Source organism: Streptomyces sp. 2A115 (assembly GCF_052245575.1).
In the GTDB taxonomy this organism is placed as follows: Bacteria; Actinomycetota; Actinomycetes; order Streptomycetales; family Streptomycetaceae; genus Streptomyces.
In genome coordinates this window covers 1-8,878 of record NZ_JBQQCG010000165.1, presented here as the reverse complement: position 1 = coordinate 8,878, position 8,878 = coordinate 1, and the positions used below count along the sequence as shown (strand labels likewise).

Here is an 8,878-nt window from a genome sequence, read left to right as displayed (position 1 = left end):
CCACGGCTGGACCACGGCCTCCAGCAGTGCCGGGTGCAGGGCGAACTCGGCTGCCTGGGCCTTGAGTTCCTCGGGCAGCCGCACTTCGGCGAACACCTCGTCGCCGCTGAGCCACACTCCGGTCAGGCCCCGGAAGGCGGGCCCGTAGGAGATGCCGTCGTCGGCGAGCCGCTCGTACGCCCCGTCGAGGTCGAGTGCGGTGGCGCCGGCCGGCGGCCACTGGGAGAGGTCGTGGCCCGCGGAGGGGCCGCGCAGGCTGAGACGGCCGGTGGCGACGCGGGACCAGACGACGTCTCCGAGGTCGGGGCGGGCGTGCACCGTGAACGGCCGCGCGGACGTGTCGTCGGCGGGACCGACACCGACCTGGATCTGTACGCCCTGTCCGGTGGGCAGGACGAGGGGCTCGTGGAGCGTCAGTTCGTCCACGGCGGTCAGGCCGAACTCGTCCCCGGCCCGGACGGCGAGCTCCGCCAGGGCCGAGGGCGGCAGGACGGCGGCGCCCAGGACGGTGTGGTCGGCGAGCCAGCCGTGGGTGTGCGCCGAGATGCGGCTGGTGAAGAGCGTCCGGTCGGCGCCGGCCACGGTGACGGCCGCGCCCAGCAGCGGGTGTTCGGCCGGGACGAGGCCGAGCCGGGTGACGTCGGCGCCGTCGGCCGCTGCCGCGTACCAGTACCGCTCGCGCTGGAAGGCGTAGGTGGGCAGTGCGACGGTCCGTACGTCGCGACCGGCGTACACCGCCTGCCAGTCCACCCTTCCGCCGCGGGTGTGCAGCTTGCCCAGCGAGGAGAGGAAGCGGTCGAGGCCGCCCTCTTCGCGGCGCAGCGTGCCGACCACGACGGCGTGCTCGAAGCTCTCCTCCAGCACCGGGACGAGCACGGGGTGCGGTCCGACCTCGACGAAGGTGAGGTGGCCCTGGTCGGCCAGCAGCCGGGTCGTCGCCTCGAACTCCACCGGCCGACGCAGGTTCTGGTACCAGTATTCGGCGCCCAGCCCGGTGGTCTCCAGCGGGCCGGCGGTCACCGTCGAGTAGAACGGGACCGTGCCCTGCCGGGGGCGGATCGGAGCCAGCTCCGCCAGGAGCCGGTCGCGGATCTCCTCCACCTGGGCCGAGTGCGAGGCGTAGTCCGCGGAGAACCGCCTGGTGCGGATCCCGTCCTCCTTGCACTGGGCGACGAACTTGTCGAGGGCCTCGTAGTCCCCCGACACCACGGTCGAGCCGGGACCGTTCACCACGGCGATCGAGAGGCTGTCGCCCCATCCCTCCAGACGCGCGGCGAGCTCGTCGCGGGACAGACCCACCGACGCGATGCCGCCGCGGCCCTCCAGCACGCTCGTCACCTGGCTGCGTACGGCAGCGACGCGCGCCGCGTCCTCCAGGGTCAGCCCTCCCGAGACGTACGCCGCGGCGACCTCGCCCTGCGAGGAGCCGACGACCGCCGCTGGCTCGACCCCGTACGAACGCCACAGCGCGGCCAGTGACACGGCCACCGCGAAGGACACCGGCTGGATGACGTCGACCCGGTCGAGGGACGGTGTCCCTTCGACGCGGCGCAGCACGTCCTCCAGCGACCAGTCGACGTAGGGGGCCAGTGCCTCGCCGCAGGCCCGTATCCGCTCGGCGAACACCTCGGACGAGTCGAGCAGTTCGACGGCCATGCCCGGCCACTGGCCGCCCTGACCGGGGAAGACGAAGACCGTCTTGCCCGCGTTCATCGCGCGTCCCTGCACCACGTGCGCCGATGCGGTGCCCTCGCTCAGGGCGCGCAGACCGGCGTGGATGGCGTCGGGCTCCGTGCCGGACACGCTGGCCCGATGGGCGAGCATCGAGCGGGTGGTGGCCAGGGAGTGGGCCACGTCCTGGGGGCGCGGGTCCTGCGCGCCCCGCGTGTTCCGCTTCTCCTCCAGGAACGTCAGGAGTTTGCGCGCCTGGTCCCGCAGCGCCTCGGGGGACTTCGCCGACAGCACCCACGGCAGCGCGCCGGGAGCGGTCACGGGAGCCGCCGCGGCGGGGCCGGTTTCAGCCTCCGGCTCCGGCTCGGGTTCCAGTTCCGGCGCCTGTTCGATGATGACGTGGGCGTTGGTGCCGCTCGCGCCGAACGCGGAGACGCCGGCGCGGCGCGGCCGGCCGGTCTCCGGCCAGGGGCGTGCCTCGGTGAGCAGTTCCACGGCGCCGGCCGTCCAGTCGACGACCGGGGTGGGCTCGTCGGAGTGGAGGGACCTGGGCAGGATGCCGTGGCGTATCGCCTGGATCGTCTTGATGATGCCGCCGACACCGGCTGCCGCCTGGGCGTGCCCGATGTTCGACTTCAGCGAGCCGAGCCACAGCGGACGGTCGTCGGTGCGCTCCTGGCCGTACGTGTTCAGCAGCGCCTGCGCCTCGATCGGATCGCCCAGCGTGGTACCCGTGCCGTGCGCCTCCACCGCGTCCACATCCGCCGCGCTCAGCCGCGCGTTGGCAAGAGCCTGCCGGATCACCCGCTCCTGCGAAGGACCGTTCGGCGCCGTCAGACCATTGCTCGCACCATCCTGGTTGACAGCCGTGCCGCGCACCACCGCGAGGATGTTGTGCCCGTTGCGCCGGGCATCCGACAACCGCTCCACCACCAGCAGGCCCACCCCCTCCGACCAGCCGATGCCGTCCGCCGACGCGGCGAACGGCTTGCACCGGCCGTCCGCCGCCAGACCGCGCTGCTGGGAGAAGTCGATGTGACCGCCGGGTGTCGCCGCCACGTACGAGGCCCCGGCCAGCGCCAGTGTGGACTCGCCCGACCGCAGTGACTGGGCCGCGAGGTGCAGGGCGACCAGCGAGGACGAGCACGCGGTGTCGATCGACACGGCGGGGCCCTCGAAGCCGAAGGTGTACGCGATGCGCCCCGATCCCATGCTGCTGAGCTTGCTGGTCATCAGGTAGCCCTCGAACTCACCGGGAGTCTCGAGACCGAGGTAGCTCTGCTCCACCAGCCCGGTGAACACACCGGTCCTGCTGCCCTTGAGCGCGGCCGGGTCGATCCCCGCGTGCTCCAGCGCCTCCCACGCGGTCTCCAGCAGGATCCGCTGCTGCGGGTCCATCGCCAGCGCCTCGCGCGGCGAGATCCCGAAGAAGGCGGCGTCGAACTCCGTGGCGCCGCCCACGAATCCCCCCTGCCGGACATAGGTCCTGCCCGGTGCGGTGGGATCGGGGTCGTAGAGGTTGTCGAGATCCCAGCCCCGGTCGGTGGGGAAGTCCGAGATCGCGTCCTCTTCGTCCGTGACCAGCCGCCACAGCTCGTCCGGGGACGAGACGCCGGGGTACCGGCAGGCCATACCGACGATCGCGACGGGCTCGTCCTTGCCGGACTCGAGCTCGGTGACACGCCGCCGCGCGCTCTGGAGGTCGGTGGTCACCTTTTTGAGGTAGGCGAGCAGTTTCTCTTCGTTGGACATGGGGATCCTCGGTTCGTCTTCTGGGAACGTCCGGCAGGCGTGTCTGATGCGCTCAGTTCGCGGAACCGTCGAACTCGGTGTCGATCAGCGCGAAGATCTCTTCCGCGGAAGCCGACTCGATCTGGCCGGCCAGGTCCTCCTCGGCCGCGGGGGCGGTGCCGCTCTCGGTCAGCCGGGACACAAGGGTCTGCAGCCGTACGACGATCGCGTCGCGGTCCGTGCCGTCGTCGCGCGTCGCGGCGAGTACGGCTTCCAGCTTCTCCAGTTCGGCCAGGGCCGGCGGCCGGGCGGCCGCCGTGTCCTCGGGAGCGACCTGGGACAGCACATGGCCGGCCAGTGCCTCCGAGGACGGGTGGTCGAAGGCGAGCGTGACCGGGAGCCGGATGCCGGTCTGCTCACCTATGCGGTTGCGCAGTTCCACGGCGGTCAGCGAGTCGAAGCCCAGCTCCTGGAAGGCGCGGTCGGCCTCGATGGCGCCGGGGTCCGTGTGTCCGAGGACGGCCGCCACCTCGGTGCGGACCAGGTCGAGGACGACCTTGTACCGCTCCTGTGCCGACAGTCCGGCCAGGCGCGCGGCCAGCGAGTCGCCCGCGTCCCCGGCGGCGGCCGCGCCGCGCCGGTTCGCGGTCCTCACCAGAGCACGCAGCACCGCCGGGACCCTGCCGTGCGCACGCATCACGGCGGGCTCCACGGGAAGGGCCACCAGTGCCGCCGTACCGGCGAGGAGCGCGGCGTCGAAGAGTTTCAACCCCTCCCCCGGTGCGATCGGGCGGAATCCCTCGCGGGTGAACCGCGCGCGGTCCCTGTCGTCCAGGTCCGCGTTGATGCCGTCGTCCAGGTCCCACAGGCCCCAGGCCACGGAGGTGGCCGCCAGGCCGTGGACCGCACGGTGCCGGGCGAGGCCGTCGAGGAAGGCGTTGGCCGCCGCGTAGTTGGCCTGGCCCGGGCCTCCCACGACGCCGGTGCTGGAGGAGAACAGCACGAACGCGGAGAGGTCCGCGTCGCGAGTGAGCTCGTGCAACCGCCAGGCCGCGTCGGCCTTGGAGCGCAGTACCGTCTCCAGCCGTTCCGGGGTCAGGTCGGGCAGCACGGCGTTGTCGAGGACGCCGGCCGTGTGGACGACCGCGGACAGCGGCCGGTCGGCGGGGATACTGGCCAGCGCCGACCCGAGGGCCTCGCGGTCGGCCACGTCGCACCGGGCGGTGGTGACACTTGCCCCCGACTCCCGGAGCTCCGCCAGGAGTTCGGGCGTCGGCCAGGTGCCTTCCGGCAGGTGGTCGAGCAGCAGCAGATGCCGCACGCCGTGCCCGGTCACCAGGTGCCTGGCGAAGTGCGCGGCGAGCGCGCCGCCCCCGCCGGTGACGAGTACGGTGCCGTCGGCGATCCCGGCCGTGCCGGCTGTCGCCTCCGCTGTCCGGGCGCGACGCAGCCGGGGCACCCGGACCGTGTCGCCGCGCAGGGCGGCCTGCGGCTCGCCCGAGGCCAGCACGGTCGACAGGAGCACCTCGGACGGGAAGCCGTCCTCGGTACCGGACGGATCGGCCGAGACCGACGGTCCGGCCGAACCGGCCAAGTCGGCCAGGTCAGGCAGGTCGGACAGGACGGGCAGGTCGATCAGGACGAACCGCTCGGGTGCCTCCGCCTGGGCGGAGCGCAGCAGTCCCCAGACCGCGGCGGCTCCGGGGTCGACCGGTTCCTTCAGGCCGGTGGCCACGGCGCCCCGGGTGAGGACCACCAGGCGGGTGCCGGTCAACCGGTCGTCGGCGAGCCACCGCTGTACGAGGTCCAGGGCCTCCAGGGCCGTACGGCGGGCCGAGCCGAGGACGTCCCGGGTGCGCGTGGCACCCACCTCGGCGAGTACGGCGTCCACCGGCGCCCCGGCCTCGACCGCGTCGCCGATCCCGGTCACGGTCTCGAACCTCGGCGCGTCGAGGTCCGCGGTGCCCAGGACGCCCCAGCGCACCGGCGTGGCGGGCCCGGCCGACGCGAACGGGCTCCAGTCCAGCTCGTACAGCGGCAGGTGAGGGCCGTCCACGGGGGTGAACTCCGTGTCGGGCACGTCCCGGAAGACCAGCCGGTCGACGGTGAGGACCGGTTGTCCCGCCGGGTCCGTGAGCTGTACGGAGACCGCGTCACCGTCCGTGTCGGCGACCCGGACCCGGACCACCGTGGCACCGGTGGCGTGCAGTGTGACGCCCTGCCACTCGGCCGGGACCCTGACGCTGCCCGCCGGGGCGTCGCCCGCGATGCCCCGGACGGCTTCCTCCAGGAGCGCGGGGTGCAGGCCGTACCGGGCGGCGTCCGCCGACATCCCCTCGGGCAACCGGACTTCGCCGCCCTCGGCGGTCTCGCTCCGGGCCGGTACCTCCGTATGGAACGTGTGGAGCGCATGGACTTCGTCGCCGGTGGCGAGCACGCCCTCCGCGTGCACCGTCCAGTCCGACTCGTCGTCGTCGGGGCGGACATGGACCGTGAAGGCCCGGCGCCCGGTCCCGTCGGGGGCGGCGACCGCGGTCTGGAGCAGCGCCGCACCGCTCTCCGGCAACACCGGCGGGGTGCGCACGGTGAGGCTCTCCAGTACTCCGGCGCCGAGTTCGTCCGCGGCCCTGATGGCCGACTCCACCAGCGCGGATGCGGGCACCACGAGGGTGTCGAGCACCGTGTGGTCGGCGAGCCAGCCGTGCGTACGGGGTGAGAGGCGGCCGGTGAACAGGACCTGGCCGGTGCCCGCGACCGTCATGGACTTGCCGAGGAGCGGGTGGCCCGTGGCGTCCGGACCGTCATCGGTGCCCGTCGCCGGCGTGGGCTGGAGCCAGTACCGGTCGTGCTGGAAGGCGTAGGTCGGCAGGGCGACGCGCCGGGCGCCGGTGCCCGTGAAGAACGCCTCCCAGTCAACACCGCCGACGCCGCCGACGCCGCGGTTGTGGAGTCGGCCGAGCGCCTTGACCAGGCTGTCGGCCTCGGGGCGGTCCCGTCGCAGTGCGGGGACAGCCTCGATCGCTTCGGCGTTCTCGAAGGACTCCTGAGCGAGGGCGGTCAGCACACCGTCGGGTCCGGCTTCGAGCAGGGTGGTGACGCCGTGGGCTTCGAGGTAGCGGATTCCGTCGTGGAAGCGGACGGCCTGGCGGATGTGACGGGCCCAGTAGTCGGGGGACGCCAGCTCCTCGGCGGTGGCCAGGGTGCCGGTGACGTTCGAGACGACCGGGATACGGGGAGCGTGGAACGTCAACTTCGCGGCGACGGCACGGAATTCGTCGAGTACGCCGTCCATGTGCGGGGAGTGGAAGGCGTGGCTGACCGTGAGGAGCTTGGTCCGCACCCCCTTCTCCCGCCATTCTCCGGCGAGCTCCTCGACGAGGGAGGCGTCCCCGGAGATCACCACGGCCCGGGGCCCGTTGACCCCGGCGACGGCGACCGCACCCCGCCCCGGATCAAGGGCGTCGAGAACCTCCCGTACTTCTTCCTCGCTCGCCTCGATGGCGGCCATCGCGCCGCCCTCGGGCGCCGCCTGCATCAGCCGGCCCCGCTCGGCCACCAGCACGCACGCGTCCGCGAGGTCCAGGACCCCGGCCACATGCGCGGCGGTCACCTCGCCGATGGAATGGCCGAGAAGATAGTCGGGCGTCAGACCGTGATGCTCGAACCAGCGGTACAGCGCGACCTCCACGGCGAAGAGTGCCGCCTGGGTGTTGGCCGTCTCGTCCAAGCCTTCTCCGGTACGGATGGTCTCGCCCACCGGACGGCCCAGACGCGGGTCCAGCACCGCGGCCACCTCGTCGAACGCCGCCGCGTACACCGGGAACGACTCATACAACTCCCGCCCCATACCCACACGTTGAGCACCCTGACCGGTGAACAGGAACGCGGTCCTGCCACCCGTACGCACACCCCGAACCACCTGCGCCGACGAACCACCCGAAGCCAGCGCCCGCAACCCGCCCAGCAGGGTCTCCCGGTCGGCCCCCACGACGGTGGCACGGTGGTCGAAGGCCGTGCGGCTCGTGGTGAGGGAGGCCCCGATGTCGTTCGCCGTCGGCCGGTCGTCCTGCTCGACGTACGAGAGCAGTCGAGCTGCCTGGTCCCGCAGCGCTTCCGGAGTCTTGCCGGAGAGCACCCACGGCACGGCCGGCGGCGATGTCTCCGGCTCGGCGGGACGGGACTCCTCCTGCCGGGGCGGCTGTTCGATGATGACGTGGGCGTTGGTGCCGCTGATCCCGAACGAGGAGACACCCGCGCGGCGGGGGCGGTCCGTGGCCGGCCACTCCTGAGCCTCGGTCAGCAGGGAGATCGCACCCGAGCCCCAGTCGACGTGCCCCGAAGGCTCATCGATGTTGAGGGACTGCGGCAGGATGCCGTGGTCCATGGCGCGGATCATCTTGATGATGCCGCCGACGCCGGCTGCCGCCTGGGTGTGCCCGATGTTCGACTTCAGCGAACCCAGCCACAGCGGACGGTTCTCGGACCGCTCCTGTCCGTACGTGTTCAGCAGCGCCTGCGCCTCGATCGGATCGCCCAGCGTGGTGCCGGTGCCGTGCGCCTCCACCGCGTCCACATCCGCCGCGCTCAGCCGGGCGTTGGCAAGAGCCTGCCGGATCACCCGCTCCTGCGAAGGACCGTTCGGCGCGGTGAGGCCATTGCTCGCACCGTCCTGATTAATGGCCGTGCCGCGCACCACCGCGAGGATGTTGTGCCCGTTGCGGCGCGCGTCGGAGAGCCGTTCCACCAGGAGCAGGCCGACGCCCTCGGACCAGCCGGTACCGTCGGCGGCGTCCGCGAACGGCTTGCATCGGCCGTCGGCGGCCAGGCCGCGCTGCCGCGAGAACTCCACGAACGTCGTCGGCTGCGACATCACCGTCACACCACCCGCCAACGCCAGGTCGCACTCACCGGTCCGCAACGCATTGGCCGCGAGGTGCAGGGCGACCAACGACGACGAACACGCCGTGTCGACCGTCACCGCCGGACCCTCCAGACCGAGCGTGTAGGCGACCCGTCCCGAAGCGACACTGCCCGCGCTGCCGCTGGCCAGATACCCCTCGAGCCCATCGGGCACCTGCTGTGTACGGGTGCTGTAGTCGCTGTACATGACACCGGTGAACACACCGGTCCGCGTGCCGTGGAGGTCGGCCGGGACGATGCCGGCGTTCTCGACGGACTCCCAGGCGGTCTCCAGGAGGAGGCGCTGCTGCGGATCCGATGCCAGTGCCTCGCGCGGCGACATCCCGAAGAACTCCGGGTCGAAGAGGTCGGCGTCGTGCAGGAACCCGCCGTGACGGGTGTAACTGGTACCCGTGTTCTCCGGATCCGGGTCGTAGAGCCCCTCCAGATCCCAACCCCGGTTCGACGGAAACTCACTCACCGCGTCCACACCGTCCGCGACCAACCGCCACAGATCATCGGGCGACGCCACCCCACCCGGATAACGGCACGCCATCCCCACAATCGCGATCGGCTC

2 protein-coding genes are annotated in these 8,878 nt (G+C 72.4%); both read right to left on the bottom strand.

Annotated elements, in window-relative coordinates:
• Positions 1-3,384 (bottom strand): type I polyketide synthase (locus tag ACTWQR_RS54710; RefSeq protein ID WP_443234837.1); only part of this gene is annotated, 3,384 nt, incomplete at its 3' end.
• A gap of 91 nt (positions 3,385-3,475) precedes the next feature.
• Positions 3,476-8,878, bottom strand: a 5,403-nt coding sequence (locus ACTWQR_RS54705) for a type I polyketide synthase (protein WP_443234836.1), incomplete at its 5' end; no start/stop codon positions are given.